General features: G+C 63.6%; 11 protein-coding genes, 1 tRNA gene and 4 pseudogenes. 8 read left to right on the forward strand and 8 right to left on the reverse strand.

Annotated elements, in window-relative coordinates:
- Positions 1–150 precede the first annotated feature (150 nt).
- Positions 151–3,243: an autotransporter domain-containing protein gene (locus tag Q6A47_RS13535; protein ID WP_304484547.1), complete on the reverse strand. Its 3,093-nt coding sequence runs from the start codon at positions 3,241–3,243 to the stop codon at positions 151–153.
- A gap of 282 nt (positions 3,244–3,525) precedes the next feature.
- Here Q6A47_RS13535 and phnN point away from each other — a divergent pair, with 282 nt between their 5' ends.
- A complete protein-coding gene (phnN, locus tag Q6A47_RS13540; RefSeq protein ID WP_304484548.1) occupies positions 3,526–4,077 on the forward strand; it encodes a phosphonate metabolism protein/1,5-bisphosphokinase (PRPP-forming) PhnN in 552 nt (183 codons plus the stop codon).
- Between the two features lie 47 nt (positions 4,078–4,124).
- On the opposite strand, the gene Q6A47_RS13545 is transcribed toward phnN, so the two are convergent.
- Positions 4,125–5,420, reverse strand: coding sequence for an NAD(P)/FAD-dependent oxidoreductase (locus Q6A47_RS13545; protein ID WP_039580135.1), 1,296 nt, complete (start codon positions 5,418–5,420; stop codon positions 4,125–4,127).
- Between the two features lie 277 nt (positions 5,421–5,697).
- Positions 5,698–6,327, reverse strand: a complete 630-nt coding sequence (locus tag Q6A47_RS13550) for a DUF1780 domain-containing protein (RefSeq protein WP_039580132.1) — start codon at positions 6,325–6,327, stop codon at positions 5,698–5,700.
- A 112-nt stretch (positions 6,328–6,439) separates the two neighbouring features.
- Between Q6A47_RS13550 and Q6A47_RS13555 the strand changes: the two genes are divergently transcribed.
- On the forward strand, positions 6,440–7,117 hold the full coding sequence (locus tag Q6A47_RS13555; protein ID WP_039580129.1) for an energy-coupling factor ABC transporter permease: 678 nt from the start codon (positions 6,440–6,442) through the stop codon (positions 7,115–7,117).
- A gap of 20 nt (positions 7,118–7,137) precedes the next feature.
- Here the strand turns inward: Q6A47_RS13555 and yacG are convergent, their stop codons facing one another.
- Genes yacG through Q6A47_RS13575 form a run of 4 tightly spaced genes read right to left on the reverse strand, consistent with a single transcriptional unit; the run spans position 7,138 to position 10,031 of the window.
- Positions 7,138–7,338, reverse strand: coding sequence for a DNA gyrase inhibitor YacG (gene yacG / locus Q6A47_RS13560; RefSeq protein WP_304484549.1), 201 nt, complete (start codon positions 7,336–7,338; stop codon positions 7,138–7,140).
- On the reverse strand, positions 7,335–7,958 hold the full coding sequence (gene coaE, locus Q6A47_RS13565) for a dephospho-CoA kinase (protein ID WP_116889126.1): 624 nt from the start codon (positions 7,956–7,958) through the stop codon (positions 7,335–7,337). Before coaE ends, yacG begins: the two co-directional genes overlap by 4 nt.
- Positions 7,958–8,824, reverse strand: coding sequence for a prepilin peptidase (locus Q6A47_RS13570; RefSeq protein ID WP_304484550.1), 867 nt, complete (start codon positions 8,822–8,824; stop codon positions 7,958–7,960). Before Q6A47_RS13570 ends, coaE begins: the two co-directional genes overlap by 1 nt.
- A 1-nt stretch (position 8,825) precedes the next feature.
- Positions 8,826–10,031, reverse strand: a complete 1,206-nt coding sequence (locus tag Q6A47_RS13575; RefSeq protein WP_304484551.1) for a type II secretion system F family protein — start codon at positions 10,029–10,031, stop codon at positions 8,826–8,828.
- Positions 10,032–10,236: 205 nt separating this feature from the next.
- Here Q6A47_RS13575 and Q6A47_RS13580 point away from each other — a divergent pair, with 205 nt between their 5' ends.
- The 4 genes and pseudogenes from Q6A47_RS13580 to Q6A47_RS13595 all read left to right on the forward strand — a co-directional run.
- A complete protein-coding gene (locus tag Q6A47_RS13580; protein ID WP_304484552.1) occupies positions 10,237–10,677 on the forward strand; it encodes a pilin in 441 nt (146 codons plus the stop codon).
- Positions 10,678–10,729: 52 nt separating this feature from the next.
- Positions 10,730–10,805, forward strand: a tRNA-Thr gene (locus Q6A47_RS13585).
- A 74-nt stretch (positions 10,806–10,879) separates the two neighbouring features.
- On the forward strand, positions 10,880–12,241 hold the full coding sequence (locus Q6A47_RS13590) for a tyrosine-type recombinase/integrase (protein WP_304484553.1): 1,362 nt from the start codon (positions 10,880–10,882) through the stop codon (positions 12,239–12,241).
- A 692-nt stretch (positions 12,242–12,933) separates the two neighbouring features.
- Positions 12,934–13,482, forward strand: a pseudogene (locus Q6A47_RS13595) (site-specific integrase); the annotation flags it as partial.
- 111 nt (positions 13,483–13,593) lie between these two features.
- On the opposite strand, the pseudogene Q6A47_RS13600 reads toward Q6A47_RS13595, so the two are convergent.
- Positions 13,594–14,557, reverse strand: a pseudogene (locus Q6A47_RS13600) (IS5 family transposase).
- 86 nt (positions 14,558–14,643) lie between these two features.
- On the opposite strand from Q6A47_RS13600, the pseudogene Q6A47_RS13605 reads away from it, so the two are divergent.
- Together Q6A47_RS13605 and Q6A47_RS13610 are read left to right on the forward strand one after the other, a co-directional pair.
- Positions 14,644–15,084: pseudogene (locus Q6A47_RS13605) on the forward strand (integrase domain-containing protein); the annotation flags it as partial.
- A pseudogene (locus Q6A47_RS13610) lies at positions 15,081–15,331 on the forward strand (hypothetical protein). The pseudogenes Q6A47_RS13605 and Q6A47_RS13610, both read left to right, overlap by 4 nt.
- Positions 15,332–15,480: the final 149 nt, after the last annotated feature.

Raw genomic sequence — 15,480 nt, forward strand, 5'->3', positions numbered from 1 at the left:
CCCCCCCCCGCCAGAGCCCCCCCCCGGGGGTTGACAAATTGGTTTTTTAATTAAATTTAATGTGCAGGCCGCCCCCCCCGGGGGCCCCCCCCCCCCCCCCCCCAGGTCCGCGCGGGTGAACGGTGGCCGGTGCAGGCCACCGCAGTACGTTTAGAAGCGAACCGTGATGCCCGCATTCACCGAGTGGAAGCGGGTGTCCGAACCGAACTGGCCCTGGTACGACAGGTCCAGGTCGGTCTGGCGGGTCAGACGCATCTTCGCGCCCACTTCGGTCAGTGCCACGTTGCGTGTCTGGGCGATGCCCTGCACTTCGAAGTCAGGACCGCCCGCGAAGGACTGCTCGTTGCGTGGGTCCAGGTCGCCATAGGCACGGCGCCAGCCGAGCGAGCCATACACCTGGGTGTCGCGGTTGGCCACGCGGGTATGGGTGGAGGCGCGCATGCCCACGGTCGAGAACCAGGTGTCCTGTTTCTCGCTGGACACGTCCAGCGCCGCGGCACCGCCTTTTTCGCGGAAGCTGTCGGCGTCGTACTTCACGTAGGACACGCCTACGAACGGTTCCAAGGCCACTGCGCCCAGGCCGATGCGGTAAGCCGCCTCGCCACTGGCTTGCAGGGTATTGGCGTCGCGCTTGCCCTTGAGGTGGTCGTTGAACCCGGCGAAGCCCACGTTGCGCTCGCTGTCGAGCTTGTGCCAGGTGTAGCCGACATCCGCACTCAGACGCAGGGCATCGAGCTGGGCACCGGTGTACAGACCCAGGTGGTAGTTGTCGCTGTTGCCCTTGGCGTCGCGGTCGTCAGCATCGAACTTCGAGCGGCTGTAGCCCCCGTAGACGCCCGCGCGCCAGTCCTGGGTGATGCTGCCGTCGGCACCGATCAGGACACCGCCGGTGCGCTGGCGCAGGCCGCTGGAGCCGTTGTTGCCGTCCAGGCGCGACCAGTTGCCGAAGGTCTGGGCCCAGGCGCCGCCCTGGTAATCGGGTGCGGCGGGCATGAAGCTCGAGGCGCCGAGCGGCATGCGCACGGTGTTGCTGTCGAGCAGCGTGCGCAGGCGCGAGCCCAGTACGCCGGACACCACCTGGCTGTTGGCGATCAGCGCGGTACCGGTGCTGCTGTGGTAGTCGCCGGAGAGCTGATCGATGGCGTTGCGCGCGCTGGCGGCATCGAGCACCAGCAAGTTGTTGTACAGGCGCAGCGGATCACCGCTCTGCTGCAGCACGCTCAGGGCTCCGGCGGTGTTCCACTGGTTCTCGGTGAGCGCCACGGTCTGGAAGATGCCTGGCGTGCCGCCGGTTGCCGGTGGCTCGACCGGAGGCTGCACAGGCGGTTGGACGGGTGGCTCGACCGGGGGCTGAACCGGCGGCTCTACGGGTGGCTCGACCGGGGGCTGAACCGGCGGCTCTACGGGTGGCTCGACCGGAGGCTGAACCGGCGGCTCTACGGGTGGCTCGACCGGAGGCTGAACCGGTGGCTCTACGGGCGGCTCGACCGGCGGCTGCACAGGTGGCTCGACTGGCGGCGTGGTGGTCTTCTGCGCGATGGTCAGGTTCAGGGCGTTGGCCGTGCGCTGCAGGCTGACGTCGAGGAAGGCCGAGTTGCTGAAGGCTTGCGCGTAAGCCGTGCCGGCCGCCGCACCGTCGACCACGCCGCCTTGGGCGGTGAGCAAGGTGTAGGTCTGGCCGTTCTGGTAGCTCTGCGCTTCGTTGAGCGTGGTGACGTCCACGCGGGTGCCACGCAGGGTGGCGGTGCCGCTGACGTTGACCTGGTCAGAGCCGCCATCGCCGGCGATGTCCGCCGCGTAACGCGAGCCCGCCGCCATGTCCAGGTCGCCTTTGATCGACAGGTTGCCCAGTGCGCCTTCACCTGGCGACAGGGTACCGCCGGAAGCCACTTGGGTGCTGCCGACCTGGCCGCGACCGGCCAGTACACCGCCGTCCAGCACCTGGGCGCGGTTGCTGTAGTTGCCGGAGGCGTCGGTGTGGCCGACGGTGCCGTTGACCACCAAGGTGCCGTTGCCCACGCTCAGCAGCGAGGTGCCGCGCGGGTTGGTCTGGTCGACGTCGCCGGCCAGCACCAAGCGACCGCCACGTACCACGGTGCTGCCGGACAGCCCGGTGAGGTCGCCGCTCAGGGTGGTGTTGCCGCTGAACGAGTAGACCCGGCCCGCGCCGCTGATGCGGTTGCTCAGTTGCAGGTCGCTGTCGGTATGGTTGAAGGCCAGCGCGCCGCTGCCGGCACCGAAGCGGATCGCCGTCTGCGGGTCGAGGCGACCGGCAGCCTGGGCGGCGCTGGCGGTGATCGAGTCGATGTCGGTACGGTCGTCGTCGCGCACCACGGCGCCACCGATGCTCAAGGCGCCACGGGCCGCGGAGTTGATGCTGGTCAGCACGCTGATGTCGATGCCGTCGGTGCTGCTCAGCTCGGCGCCATTGGCCAGCATCATGTTGGTGCTGCGGGTGGTGGTGCCCAGGGTCAGCGTACGGGTGGCCAGGCGCGTGCCTTCGCCGGAAACGCTGACCACGGTGTTGCGGCCGATGCTGGCTGCGCCCAGTTCCATGGAGTCGCTGGTCAATACGGCGCCGTCGCTCAGGCTGAGGTCGTTGCGGTTCTTGAAGGTGCCGGTATTGTCCCAACGCGTGCCGGCGCCGGTCAGGGTGCTGATCGAGTCGATGGCGACGCGTTCGCTGGCGAGCTGGCCGCCGTTCTGCAGGTTGATGCGCGAGTCGTAGATGAAGACGCCGCCGGAGGTCACGTTGACCGCATCCACCTTGGCGTTCTGGCCGCTGACCAACAGGTTCGCCCGGGACAAACCGTTGCCGGCGTTACCGTTGTCGCTGAGCTGGAGATCGCGCACCGACACCTGGCCGCCGTCGAGCACGTTCAGCGTCCCCTGGCCCGCACCGCCTATGACGATGGCGTTATCCAGCACCGCGTTGGTGCGTGGCACGACCCAGCGGGTGCCGGCGCCTTCGACCACGACGGTGGCCATGGCCGTGTTGGCTTCGCTGTTGGTCGATGAGCCGCCGATTCGTCCGCCTTTGCTGACGACTTGGGCACCGTTGTTGATGGTCAGGCCGGCTGGGGTGCCGTTACTGGGGCGAAGCGAAATCGCGCCATCGATGCCGCGATCGCTACTCCAGGTTTCCTGCCCACTGTTGATGTTGTAGTCCGCCGCCTGGGCATTCGGGAGCACGCTGAGCGTGATCGCAAACGCGAGCGGGGAGAGTTTGAATAGGGGGTTCATAGCGACTCCAGATACTCCATTAGAGGCCACGCTAGTGGCTGCCGGCCATCAAGGCCTTGGCGTTCCATAGGTGCGACGTGTCAACAGGGGGAGTATCCGGAGCGCTCGGCGCGCTGAAAATAGTACGCATGTGCTAGCGTCTTGCAGAACGTGATGCCGCGCACATCAAGGGCTGCAGCCCGATGTCGGGGTGCAGGTCGCGATCTGTCGCGCACACTGCGACAATTCGGTCATGAGGCCCTGTCACGCTGGCGCAGTGGGTCGAAGGTAAAGGGGAAGGCGATGGCAGGCAGGTTGATCTACCTCATCGGGCCGTCCGGTTCAGGCAAGGACAGCCTGCTGGACGCGGCTCGCGAACAGTTGACGGCCAAGGGCGCGTGCATCGCCCGGCGCGTCATCACTCGCTCGGCCGAGGCCACCGGCGAGGCCGCCATGGCGGTCAGCGCGGCGCAGTTCGAGCAGATGCGCGAGGAGGGCGCCTTTGCCTTGCATTGGCAGGCCAACGGGTTGCAGTACGGGATTCCACGGATCATCGACCAATGGCTCGAGCAAGGGCACGACGTGCTGGTGAACGGCTCACGCGGGCACCTGGCCCAGGCCCGGCTGCGTTATCCACAGTTGCAGGTGGTGTTGCTCAGTGTGGCGCAGGACGTGTTGCGTCAGCGGCTGCTGGCGCGCGGTCGGGAAACCCCGGAGGAAGTGGAGGCGCGCCTGGCGCGCAACGCCCGTTTCGCCAGCGAAGCGCGCGAGGCCAACCCCCGTTTGTTGCTGCTGGATAACTCAGGGCCGCTGGCTGAGACGGTGGCGCGGCTGCTCGCCCATCTGCAGCGATAGTCGGGCAAGGTTTCGGGGGAGCGCTTGAAGCGGCTCCCCCGATCGACTCAGTGCAGCTTCAAGCGCGGCTCGGTGCCGCGGCCGATCTTGCTGCCCAGCATCAGCATGGCCGTGCGGAACACACCGTACAACGCCATCTGGTGCATGCGGTACAACGACACATAGAACATCCGTGCCAGCCAACCTTCGAGCATCACGCTGCCGGTGAGGTTGCCCATCAGGTTGCCCACCGCCGAGAACCGCGACAGCGAGACCAGCGAGCCGTAGTCCTTGTAGGTGTAGGTGGCCAACGGCTTGTTCTCCAGCCGAGCCTTCAGGCTCTTGGCCAGCAGCGACGCCTGCTGGTGCGCCGCCTGGGCGCGCGGCGGCACGTTGCGGTCGCTGCCCGGCTGCGGGCAGGCGGCGCAGTCGCCGAAGGCGAAGATGTCGTCGTCGCGGGTGGTCTGCAGGGTCGGACGCACCACCAACTGGTTGATGCGGTTGGTCTCCAGGCCATCGATGTCCTTGAGGAAGCCCGGCGCGCGAATGCCCGCCGCCCACACCTTCAGGCTCGCCTGGATCACCTCGCCGCTGGCGGTCTTCAGGCCGTCCTCGGTCACCTCGCTGACGGCCGCGTTGGTCATCACCGTCACCCCGAGTTTTTCCAGGGTCTTGTGCACCGGCTGGCTGATGCGCTCGGGCAGCGCCGGCAGTACGCGCGGGCCGGCCTCGATCAGGGTGATGTGCATATCTTCCGGACGGATACGGTCCAGGCCATAGGCCGCCAGCTCGTGGGCCGCGTTGTGCAGCTCGGCCGCCAGCTCCACGCCGGTGGCACCGGCGCCGACGATGGCCACGCTGATCTTCTCGCTGGCGGTGTCGCCGGCGTGGGCGCGCAGGTAGTGATTGAGTAGTTGCTGGTGGAAGCGCTCGGCCTGCTTGCGGCTGTCGAGGAACAGGCAGTGCTGCGCCGCGCCCAGGGTGCCGAAGTCGTTGGTGTTGCTGCCTACGGCGATCACCAGCGTGTCGTAGCCCAGGGTGCGCGCCGGCAGCAACTCGCGGCCTTCTTCGTCGAGGGTGGCGGCCAGTTGGATGCGCTTGCCTTCACGGTCCAGGCCGCTCATGCGTCCGAGCTGGAAGTTGAAGTGATTCCACTTGGCCTGGGCCACGTAGTTGAGCTCGTCTTCGGAGGAATTGAGCGAACCGGCGGCCACTTCGTGCAGCAACGGTTTCCAGATGTGCGTCAGGTTGGCGTCGACCAGGGTGATCTCGGCGCGCTTGCCCTTGCCCAGGCTCTTGCCCAGGCGGGTTGCCAGTTCCACGCCGCCGGCGCCGCCGCCGACAATCACGATGCGATGAGTCATGGGGATATCTCACAAGTTTTACGGAATTCGGGGACACCAGGTCCGGCCGCTTCGACACAGGGGAGGGCGAGCGCAAGGCAGCTCATAGCACCGGTCCACGTGGCGGGCAGCTCGACGGGCAGCGTCCGGGGTAGGACGGCGCGTCGTGGGGTAGACGTCTTGGAGTGCAGGCGCGGTACAACGTTTCCTACAGCCTTGGAAAGAAGTTGAAACGAATGATAATACCTTTCATCTGCGCCGCCGAGTGTACGTCATTGCACCGTCACACGGCACACGATCAAAGGCTGATGCCGACGTCGAACACGATGCTGCGGCCCAGGTTGGCGCGCAGGAAATCCGGCGCGTCCGGGTGTGCGAACAGCACCCGGGCGAAGGTCGGTCCCACCAGCGACAGTGAGCGCCAGCCCTGGCGCAAGTACTCGGTGGGCGGCGGGAAGTGGCTGTTGAGGTCGAGCACTTCGCGCTTGAGGCTGGCGAAGGCGATGATGTCCAGCTCGCCCAGGTCCAGCCCGCGCTCGCGGTAATTGCGCGCTTTCTTGCCGAGCGTCGGCCCCAGGCGACCGATCAGCTCCTGAGCGCTGATGCGCCGTGGGCGCGCCTCGCGACGCACCAGTTGCGCCAGCGAAAAGGCGCTGCGCCGACGCTGCAGTTCCTCGCGCCATTCGTCGTTGAGCCGGCGGCCCTGGTCGAGCACGAAGAACACTTCGAAGGCCGCATCGCGAAACAGCACGTCCGGTGGCTCCTGGCCGGCCGGGGTGAAGTCTTCGCTGCGGTAGGGGATGTTCAGCCCTTGCAGCAGGCGCTGGCAGACCCAACGCTCACGCTCCCATTTGCGGGCATTGGACAGGAAGGCATTGGCTTGTTCGGCCTGGATGGTAAGCAGGCGCAGGTAATCTGAGTCATCCATGGCAACAAGCTTAGTCTGCAATTGTGAAGGATAAGGTCTTGTCTTCACGCAAGATTCGCGAACCGGCTTCGGGTGTAGACTCGGCGGCATCCGCCACCGATGCGAGGTCGTCATGATCAGCGCCCAGGTCCTGTCCAGCACCAGCCTGACCCTCGGTTGGCTGGCCTACGCACCGCTGCTGCTGTGGGCCGCCAGCCGCACCCGCTGGGTCGAGCTGTTCAGCGACCCGCGCCGCCAGCACCTGCTGTTCGGCACGGTGCTCGCGCTGTTCGCGCTGTGGATGGTGCGGCGCGATTTCGACTCGGGCGTGTCCTACCATTTCCTCGGCATGACCGCCGTGACGCTGCTGTTGGATTGGCCGCTGGCCGTGCTCGGCGGCTGCCTGGCGCAGCTCGGCCTGCTCGCCCTGGGGCGCCAGGACCTCGCCGCCCTGGGCATCAACGGCCTGCTGATCGTGGCCTTGCCCGTGCTGGTCACCGAAGCCTGCGCCACGCGGGTCGAACGTGCCCAGCCACGCAACCTGTTCGTCTACATTTTCTGCTCCGGCTTCTTCGCCGCCGCCCTGGCAACCCTGGTGTGCCTGCTGGCAGGCATGGCGCTGCTGTGGCTGGATGGCCTGTTCGCCATGCCCGAATGGCTCGGCGACTTCATCGGCTACCTGTGGCTGATGATGTTCCCCGAGGCCTTCATCAACGGCACCGTCATCAGCGCGTTGGTGGTGTTCTGTCCCGAGTGGCTGGAAACCTTCAACCGCACCCGCTACTTGCAGGCGCCGTGGAAGGAAGACTGACGGCGTTGAGCTCGCCGCGCTCAATGCCGGGGTTCAAGATCCCCCGAATACAGTTCGTCTTCGGACTCCGGTGCCGCCGGAATCTTGTGCTCTTCGGCCGCCCAGGCGCCCAGATCGATCAACTTGCAGCGGTCCGAGCAGAACGGCCGGTTCGGGCTGCTCGCGCTCCATTCCACGGGGGCGCCACAGGTGGGGCAATCGACGGTCATTGGCTGGCTCAAGGCTGGCCTCCTCGTAAAGTCAGGTAAAAGGCATGCAACTGATCGATCTGCTGATGTAGCCACGGCAGGTCGCGGTCGTTGACCACCACATCGTCGGCATGGCGCAGACGTTCCTCGCGCGACAGCTGCGCTGCCAGGATCGCCTGCACCTGGGCTTCGCTGGTGTCGTCGCGTTGCAGCGTGCGAGCGATCTGCACGCTTTGCGGCACGTCGATCACCAGGATGCGTTGGGTTTTCTGGTACTGGCCGGATTCGATCAGCAGCGGCGAGACATACACCGCGTAGGGCGATTGCGCTTTGGCCAGGTAGCTGAAGATCTCCTGGCCAATCAGCGGATGCAGCAACTGTTCGAGCCAGCGCCGCTGCGTGGGGTCGCTGAAGATGCGCTCGCGCAACGCCGAGCGGTTTAGCGTACCGTCCTCCAGCAAGACCCCCGCACCGAAGCGCTCGACGATGCTGGCCAGGGCCGGCCGGCCCGGTTCCACCACCCAGCGCGCGGCCTGGTCGGCGTCCACCAAGTGCACGCCGAGCTCGACGAAGCGTTCGGCCGCCGCACTCTTGCCGCTGCCGATGCCGCCGGTGAGGCCGAGAATCCAAGGGGTGAAGGCTGCAGTGGTCATCAGTATCCAAACAGTTGCAGGTAGGAAGCGTGTATTTCATCACCCCAGAGCCAGGCGATCCACCCCGCGATGGCCAGATAAGGTCCAAACGGCAGTGTGGTCTGCAACGAGGCCTTCTTGATCTTCAGCACACACACACCGACCAGCGCCCCCACCAACGAGGCCAGCAGCAAGGTCAGCGGCAGCACCTGCCAGCCGCCCCAGGCTCCGAGCAGCGCCAGCAGTTTGAAGTCGCCGTAGCCCAAGCCTTCCTTGCCGGTGATCAGCCGGAACACCCAGTACACCGACCACAGGCTCAGGTAACCGAGCACCGCCCCCCACAGCGCATCGGCCAACGGCACGAACACCCCGAAGGCATTGATCACCAGGCCCAGCCACAGGGTCGGCAGCACCAGTACGTCCGGCAGCAACTGATGGTCCGCATCGATCAGGCTCAGGGCCAGCAGGCACCAGGTCAGCAGCAGGCCCAGCAGCGCCTGCTCGCTCACGCCGAAATGCCACGCCACCAGCCACGACAACAGCGCGCAACTCAATTCCACCAACGGATAGCGCAGACTGATCCGCCCCCGGCACGCCGAGCAGCGCCCGCGCAACAACAGGTAACTGAGCAGCGGAATGTTTTCCCACGGCCGAATCCGATGCTGGCACGCCGGGCAGTGCGACGCAGGCAGGCACAGGTCGAAACGCGGGTAGGACACCTGGCCCAGGCCCAGCACCTCACGCGCCTCCCTCTGCCATTGGCGCTCCAGCATCACTGGCAACCGCAGCACCAGCACATTGAGGAAACTGCCCACCAACAGGCCAAGCAGCGCCGCACCGGCCAGGAACAGTCCTGGCTGGTCGACAAGCAATATCCACAGGTTCATGTCAGATCAGGCTACCCAACTGGAAGATCGGCAAGTACATGGCCACCACCAGGCCACCCACCAGCACGCCGAGGATCAGCACGATGGCCGGCTCCAGCAGGCTGGTCAACTGTTCCAATACCAGACCCACCTGTTCCTCGTAATGACAGGCCGCCTTGTCCAGCATCGCGTCCAGCGTGCCGCTGGACTCGCCAATGGCCGTCAACTGCACCAGCAACGGCGCGAACAGCGGCTCCAGCGCCATCGCCTGGTGCAGCCCCAAACCATTGGCCATGCCCTGACGCAACTGCCCGACCGCCCGCTCGTGCAGCGCATCGCCACACGCCGGCGCCACCGTGTGCAGCGCATCGAGCAACGCCACCCCCGCGCCATAGGCCGTCGCCAGACTGCGCGCGAAGCGCGCCAGCGCCGCATGGCTGAGCAGCCGCCCGAACACCGGCAGCCGCAGCGCCTGACGAATCATCCACAGGCGCGTCGGCAGATGCCCACGGTACAGTTGCACACAGCCCACCCCGATTATCCCCAACACCGTCAGTATCATCAGCAGATGCCGACCCAGCCCGTCGGACACATCGATCACCCACTGCGTGAACACCGGCAGCTCCTTGCCCACCCCCGTGAACATGCCCTCGAAGCGCGGCACCACCTCCAGCAACAACAAGGCCGCCACCGCCAGCCCGGTCAGCAGCAGGATCAACGGATACAGCATCGCCTTGCGCACACGTCGCTTGAGCGCCTGACGCCGTTCGAGCATGTCCGCCAACTGTTCCAGTTGCCGATCCAGCGTCCCCGACTGCTCACCCACCCGCACCAGGTTGCAGTACAACCCATCGAAGCCGCGCGGCTGACGCTGCAACGCCTGCGCCAAACCCAACCCCGCCGCCACCTCCTGCTGCACCCGCCCCAACAGCGCCACCATCGCCGCATCCGCGCCACTGCGCCCCATCACCTCGAACGCCTGCAACAATGGCACTCCCGCCTTCAGCAGCGTCGCCAACTGCCGCGAAAACCCCGGCGCATCCACCCCCTCGCGCCGCCCCGGCAACCGCCAGCCCACCTCGCTCGCCGGCCACACCCGCGCCGCCTGAACACCCTGGCGCAGCAACCCCGCCCGCACATACGCCGGACTGCGCCCCTGCACCCGACCCGTCAGCCGCGCCCCGTGCGCATCCGCCCCTTCCCACGCATACCACCGCATCGCCCCCATCACAGCCTCCTTGGCCACCGACAAGCCCGGTAACAGCTCGCCACGCCCTTCCCAGGGCAGAAATTGCAGACGCTCACTAGAGTAGGTCAGCGGACATGACGTCCCACCGCGCAGGGGTGACAAAAGGTGTCCATTGGGCTCTACTGCGCGCCAGCCGGCTCCCGACCCCAGGTCGCGGCCAGACCGAATCGACAAGGAACCTGTTATGAAAGGGCAACGCGGCATCACCCTCATCGAACTGATGATCGTCGTAGCGATCATCGGCATCCTCGCCACCATCGCCATTCCCATGTACACCAACCACCAGGCCCGCGGTAAAGCGGCCGCCGGGTTGCTGGAAATTTCCGCCCTCAAGACCCCGATGGATCTGCGTTTGAACGAAGGCAAGGACGTGACCGACGCCCCCAGCCTCGGCGGACAGGCCAGCACCGCGCACTGCGCCATCCTCGCCAGCGGCACGGCGGCGGCGGGCACCGGCAGCCTCGTCTGCACCCTGCTCGATGCACCCGCCAACGTGCTGGGCAAACGGCTGACGCTGACCCGTTCGGCCACGGGCTGGGCATGCAGTACGGACCTGGAAAGCGATCTCGCGCCCAGCGGTTGCGCCGGGTTGGCGGGGCAGGGCGAAGGGCAGGGGAATAAGTGAGGCGAAACAGAGGTTTGCGTAACGCGCACGGCAGTGGTAGCGTTGCGCACACGCCGGTGTAGCTCAGTCGGTAGAGCAGCGCACTCGTAACGCGAAGGTCGCAGGTTCGATTCCTGTCTCCGGCACCAGTTCAGGTTTCAGCGAAGGCTACCAAAATCTCTGGAACCCCCGTAAAACCCGCCTTTTGGCGGGTTTCTTCGTTATGGCGTTCCGTTGGATTTTGACAGATGTCGGCCGATTTAGGGGTAACGTTTGGGATAAAGTCGATTCGATAAAGCGGTTTACCCTTATGGCTCGTACTACTGCTCCCCTGACCGACACCGCATGCCGTTCGGCCAAACCCACTGACCGCCCCTACAAGCTTTTTGACGGTGACGGTCTTTACCTCCTCGTCTACCCCAACGGCCGCAAAGGCTGGCGTTTCCGGTATGTGAAACCGGATGGTCGAGAGGGGCTGACCTCGTTTGGCAACTACCCCGTCATCGGGCTCGCAGATGCTCGGCAGAAGCGTCTGCAGACTAAGCGGATGCTGGCTGAAGGCATTGATCCGATTGCGTCCAAGCAACAGGCCAAGGCCGAGGCGGTTGTCAGAGGTCACACATTCGAGCGCGTTGCCTTGGACTGGCATAAGGAAATGTCCGTGAAGTGGGCGCCTGGCCATGCGAGGACCGTGCTGAGTCGTTTGAAGACTCACGTTTTCCCGCTGCTCGGCGCACGCGCCGTCGTTGATCTGGATACCTTCGACCTCATGCAGCCACTTGAGGCGATAAAGACGCGCGGCACGATTGATGTGGCTTTGAGGGTACAAAACTACCTGCAGAGCATCATGCGTGAGGCGAAGAGGCTACGGCTGATCACGGTGAACCCTGCATATGACCTTGAGGGCTTCATCAGCGCGCCACGGGTTACGCATCGGCCTGCACTCCCGCTGTCACGCCTGCCTGAGTTGATGGACCGCATCGAGAACTACAAGGGGCGTACGCTCACTCGGCTGACAGTCATGCTGTCACTGCATGTGTTTGTTCGGTCCAGCGAACTGCGCTTCGCACGCTGGAGTGAGTTCGACCTGAAGCGCGGTATCTGGGAGATACCTGACACGCGGCCCGCGTTGGACGGCGTTCCGTATTCGGCCAGAGGCACGAAGATGGCGGGCGACATCCATCTGGTCCCTCTGTCACCGCAAGCGGTGGCGTTGCTCGAACAGATTCACGCGATCACGGGGTACTTCGATCTGGTGTTCACCAGTGACGCTCGCTCGTGGAAGCCTATGTCCGAGAACACGGTCAATAGCGCTTTGCGGAACATGGGCTACGACACCAAGACCGAAATCTGTGGGCATGGCTTTCGGTCCATGGCGTGCAGTGCCTTGGTCGAATCCGGGCTGTGGTCAGAGACCGCTATACAGGGCTGCAAAGCCGCCCTGTTTGGATGGACCTCACCTAAAAACATCAAAAGCATCACATCGGCCACTGGTTGCCACGGTAATCCGCTCACGCCCAATACCATTTTCAATCGCAAAACCATGCGGGACACATCGCTTGACCCTCTAGAATTACGGGCGTAGAAAAGATAGTGCAAAGGCTGTCGTTGACAGCACCCCAGGTGACCCGAGCCTTCAAGGTCACGCCGTTCTTGCGGTGGTTCTCCCCCCCAAATGGCGATTCGCGTCCGGCAGCTCGCCCGGTCACCTCCCCGGTGATGGATGCCTACTTCAGATCATGGCCCTCGTGCGCCAGACAATACTTTCTACTTCGCTGCCCTGCAGCAACCTGTCCGCTTGGTCGAATCTCGCGCCAACCTGCGCCCGTCTCTTTCTCCTGGAAAGAGACGGGCGCTTCTAACACTGCTGCAGCCCTTATCGCATTTGGTTTTGCGGCTACTCCACTCGTGACAATCGGCGTGACAAACGCCGATGTCACCAGCAACAGCCTTGTATATGATGGTGCCGCAGACCAGGGAATGGGCTGCCCTGACTGACAGTCAGGCACGCCCCGGTCATCGCATCGCTGTGTTCACCCGGCTCAGGATCTTCAGGCACTGGTCTCGTCAGCCAATGCAGCCTCCACCCGCCCACCGGTAACGGTGTTCAGGAGGCCAGATCATGAGATGCCCTTGCTTCTGGTCGTAAGGAGCCGCCAGTCCCGCGTTAGAGGACAACCCCACAGGTCGCGGGGGCCTTGATCCCTGATAACACTCAGCATTCTTGGCGGGATGACGTGGGGCGAGGATTTGAGAGCAGAAGATGAGGTGATCGACATGGCGTTGGTGGGTAGACGCGATGGCCGCAATTTCGGTTACGGCAGGCAGTTAAGCTACGCAGGGCCGCAAGCGCTAAAAGATATGTGTGGCGGAGGCCATTACGGCACGGTCAAGGCGCACTGTGATCGGTGGCAGGCATTCGTGAGGTGGTGCCGCTCCGAAAAGGGGCCCGGTATCAATGATGCGCGGCAGATTGATCGAAAGGTGTTGGCAGACTACGCGGCGTATCTGCGCGACATGGTTAGGCGCGGTGATCTCGCCGTCAGCACCGCACAAAACCGCCTATCCAGCGTTAACAGGACCATGGCGGCGCTTCGCGGTGATCAGTTTGTGAAATTGCCAAGTCCGAGCAAGGCTTTGGGTATGCAGCGCATCGGGGTTCGACAGTTGGTGCCTCAGGGCCAAGACCGCACTAAAGTTAAGCAGATCGTCGAGATGCTTTGCCGCCATCATCATCTGCGGGCTGCCGCGATTGTTCGGTTGGCGCGAGCCACCGGCATGCGCTTGCGCAAGGCCATCTTGGATGACCTGCCACGGCTAAGGAAACTCCGAACAAGTTGCTCATCAGCCGGAAGTGGGCGGCTGAGCGATGCCGACAAGCCCGATTTTCAGTCGCTGATTATTGGATAACCAAGGCAAAGCCTTGGTTTTCTGCCCTCACGGGCGCATCTCTCCCGCAGCAGGCAATAATTGCCGGCGCACCATCCACAGATTCGACAGGGCAAACAGTGTGGTCAGTTGCGCCGTGTTCTTGGCCAAGCCACGGAAGCGGGTTTTCACATAGCCGAACTGACGCTTGATCACACGAAATGGATGTTCGACTTTCGCTCGCGTTTGCGCTTTGACCTTCTCGATCTTGCGTCTGGCTTTGTAGAGCACGCTGCGTTTGCTCAAGTGCTTGTAGGTACTGCGGCGGGCTGCGACCTGCCAGATCACCGGCCGCCCTTCATGCTCCGGTCGCTTCTCTACGCCGGTATAACCCGCATCGGCACAGATTACATTTTCGTCGCCATGCAGCAGGTGAGCGACCTCCGTTACATCAGCCACATTCGCCGCTGTGCCGTGGACGTGGTGCACCAGGCCCGATTCAGCATCGGCACCGATATGCGCCTTCATGCCAAAGAAGTACTGGTTGCCTTTCTTCGTCTGATGCATCTCGGGATCGCGCTTGCCGTCCCTGTTCTTGGTCGAACTGGGCGCGTGAATGATGGTGGCATCGACAATGGTGCCCTGGTCGCAGGTAATTGTTGATGGTTTCCAGAATGCCCGCCGCCAGTTGGTGCTTCTCCAGCAGGTGCCGGAAATTCTTGATCGTCGTGTCTTCGGGGATCGGAGCGCTGAGCGTCAGACGAGCAAACTGGCGCATCGAAGTGATCTCGTACAGCGCCTCTTCCATGGCTGGGTCGCTCAACGGGAACCAGTTCTGCAGCAAGTGAATGCGCAGCATGGTTTCCAGTGGATACGGCTTGCGGCCACCGCCAGCCTTTGGGTAGTGAGGCTCGATCAACGCCACTAACCCGCTCCACGGAACCACCTGCTCCATCTCGGCCAGGAAACGCTCGCGACGGGTTTGCTTGCGCTTACCGGCGTACTCGAAATCGGAAAAGCTCATCTGACTCATGGAATGGCGGGCTTGTAGAGGGCAGTTGGACGGAGGGCTATTTCAGCACAGGTCATGTGGCCTGTGCTGACTTGATCGGAGAATCCCTAAGTCGTGAGGCTAACGACCTAGGCAGGATCAACATCTAGAACGGCCCCAAAGACGGTCGCTCCAGTGCCTCTGCCCCGCGTTGGATTACGGTGGATGACCATTTTTGTGATGCACTTGAATTTGCACAGAAGGTGTCACCTGAGGGTAGCCGCAACCCGATTGCGCCACACGAAAGTTACCTACATCTTCTGGAAGAAATCATCCGTCCTGCGCGGGACACCCTCCATGCACACAATCTTAAAGATTTCCATGAGCTACGAGCGGTGTACGCGTGCGAGTGTTATGAGCAGATCACCCAGAGTCGCTCGCCTATCAGCGGCGGTGCCTGTCGCCAGACGGATTGGTGCTTTGATCGTGAGGCCCGAAGGCAGATCAGCTACGAGCTTGGGCACGGCCGGATCGATGTGGTTGCTGCCTACGTTGGAGGACGGACATGAGCAAGCCCTTCGATATGGAGTTGTTCTTGGCTGGCGTGCTGACCGGATCGCGTGCCACGCAACACCGCCATTTACGGCAGGCAACAATCATCCAAACTGAAATCTCACACCGCTGGCAGCGACAGACGCCTCTGGCAGAGCAGCATGTAGCGTTGTATGTTCACCATCGTCTAGACGCTATTACTACGTACTGACTGGTTGGCTGCTTGCTCGTCGTTTGGGGAGGTCATGGGTATTCAACAGCTGAAGGAGGGCGGGCGTGAATCGTTCGACTGACCGAAATAGCCTTTCCACGTGCCTAGGAGGAGCCGCAATGTCCGTCATTACAGAAGGTTCGGCAAAAAAACACTCGATATACGGTAACTTTACGTTTTTTGGTACCGCGGACTTCGCATT

Source organism: Pseudomonas boreofloridensis, assembly GCF_030580795.1.
Lineage (GTDB): Bacteria > Pseudomonadota > Gammaproteobacteria > Pseudomonadales > Pseudomonadaceae > Aquipseudomonas > Aquipseudomonas boreofloridensis.

Excerpts from the sequence above, each read along its gene's own strand:
- Q6A47_RS13535 (WP_304484547.1), bottom strand. The coding sequence starts at position 3,243 with ATGAACCCCCTATTCAAACTCTCCCCGCTCGCGTTTGCGATCACGCTC.
- Q6A47_RS13550 (WP_039580132.1), bottom strand. The coding sequence starts at position 6,327 with ATGGATGACTCAGATTACCTGCGCCTGCTTACCATCCAGGCCGAACAA.
- Q6A47_RS13555 (WP_039580129.1), top strand. The coding sequence starts at position 6,440 with ATGATCAGCGCCCAGGTCCTGTCCAGCACCAGCCTGACCCTCGGTTGG.
- phnN (WP_304484548.1), top strand. The coding sequence starts at position 3,526 with ATGGCAGGCAGGTTGATCTACCTCATCGGGCCGTCCGGTTCAGGCAAG.
- Q6A47_RS13570 (WP_304484550.1), bottom strand. The coding sequence starts at position 8,824 with ATGAACCTGTGGATATTGCTTGTCGACCAGCCAGGACTGTTCCTGGCC.
- coaE (WP_116889126.1), bottom strand. The coding sequence starts at position 7,958 with ATGACCACTGCAGCCTTCACCCCTTGGATTCTCGGCCTCACCGGCGGC.
- Q6A47_RS13590 (WP_304484553.1), top strand. The coding sequence starts at position 10,880 with ATGGCGTTCCGTTGGATTTTGACAGATGTCGGCCGATTTAGGGGTAAC.
- Q6A47_RS13575 (WP_304484551.1), bottom strand. The coding sequence starts at position 10,031 with ATGGGGGCGATGCGGTGGTATGCGTGGGAAGGGGCGGATGCGCACGGG.
- Q6A47_RS13580 (WP_304484552.1), top strand. The coding sequence starts at position 10,237 with ATGAAAGGGCAACGCGGCATCACCCTCATCGAACTGATGATCGTCGTA.
- Q6A47_RS13545 (WP_039580135.1), bottom strand. The coding sequence starts at position 5,420 with ATGACTCATCGCATCGTGATTGTCGGCGGCGGCGCCGGCGGCGTGGAA.